Annotated in this window: 1 protein-coding gene; it reads right to left on the bottom strand. The window is 66.7% G+C overall.

Annotation, left to right across the window (positions count from 1 at the left end):
- Positions 1 to 1132 (bottom strand): IS256 family transposase (locus BJF86_RS11105; protein WP_237768185.1); only part of this gene is annotated, 1132 nt, incomplete at its 3' end.
- Positions 1133 to 1272 lie beyond the last annotated feature (140 nt).

The raw sequence follows: 1272 nt of genomic DNA on the forward strand, positions 1-1272 counted from the left end.
CCTTGGGGTCCAGCGATCTGGTGACCAGGTACAGCGTCTTCATCGCTGAGGCCTCGTTCGGGAAGTGCCCGCGGGCCCGAACGGCGCGCCGGTAGCGGGCGTTGAGCGACTCGATCGCGTTGGTCGAGCAGATGACCTTGCGGATCTCCACGTCGTAGTCCAGGAACGGGATGAACTCGCCCCAGGCGCCCTCCCACAGTGTCTTGATCGCGGGGTAGGGCTTGCCCCACTTCTCGGCGAAGTCCTCATACCGGTCCCGCGCCGCCGCGGCGGTCGGGGCGGTGTAGATCGGTTTCATGTCGCGGCTGATCTGGTCCCAGTACTTCCTGCTCGCGTAGCGGAAGGTGTTGCGGATCAGGTGGATGATGCAGGTCTGCACGATCGCCTCGGGGAAGACCGCGTTCACGCTGTCCGGCAGCCCTTTCAGGCCGTCGCACACGACGAAGAAGACGTCCTTGACACCGCGGTTGCGCAGCTCGGTCAGCACCGCCAGCCAGTACTTAGCCGACTCTCCGTCGCCGTCACCGGCCCACATGCCCAGGATGTCCTTGTGCCCGTCGAGGTCGACCCCGATCGCGGCGTAGAACGGGCGGTTGCGGACCTGGCCATCGCGGACCTTGACCACGATCGCGTCGATGAAGATCGCGGCGTAGACCCGCTCCAACGGGCGCGCCCACCAGGCGGTCATCTCCTCGATCACCCGGTCGGTGATCCGCGAGATCGTGTCCTTGGACACCGAGGCGCCGTAGACCTCGGACAGGTGGGCGGAGATCTCTCCGGTGGTCAGGCCCTTGGCGTACAGCGACAGGACCAGCTCGTCCAGGTCGGACAGGCGCCGTTGACGCTTCTTGACCAGCTGCGGTTCAAAGGAGCCGTCCCGGTCCCGCGGGACGGTCACCTCCACCGGGCCGCAGTTGTCGGTCAGCACGGTCTTGGTCCGGGTGCCGTTGCGGGAGTTGCCGCGGTTGCGGCCCTCCGGGGCGTGCTTGTCATACCCGAGGTGCTCGGACAGCTCCTCATCCAGCGCCGTCTCAATGACGGTCCTGGTCAACGCCTTCAGCAACCCGTCGGGGCCGGTCAGCGCAACGCCGGCCTCCTTGGCCTGGCGGACCATCTGCTGGATGACAGCCATCTCCGCTGCCGTCAGCTCCCGGTCCGGTCCGGCATCCGGGATCACCCCGAATGCCTCACCGCCCGGTTCCTGCTGCTCGAGCGGACCCGGTTCCTGGTCCTCGTTCTTCTCCGGTGAAGGTGGACTCACAGCCACCAGTG

Origin of the sequence: Serinicoccus sp. CNJ-927, assembly GCF_001942435.1 — a bacterium.
In the GTDB taxonomy this organism is placed as follows: Bacteria; Actinomycetota; Actinomycetes; order Actinomycetales; family Dermatophilaceae; genus Ornithinicoccus; species Ornithinicoccus marinus.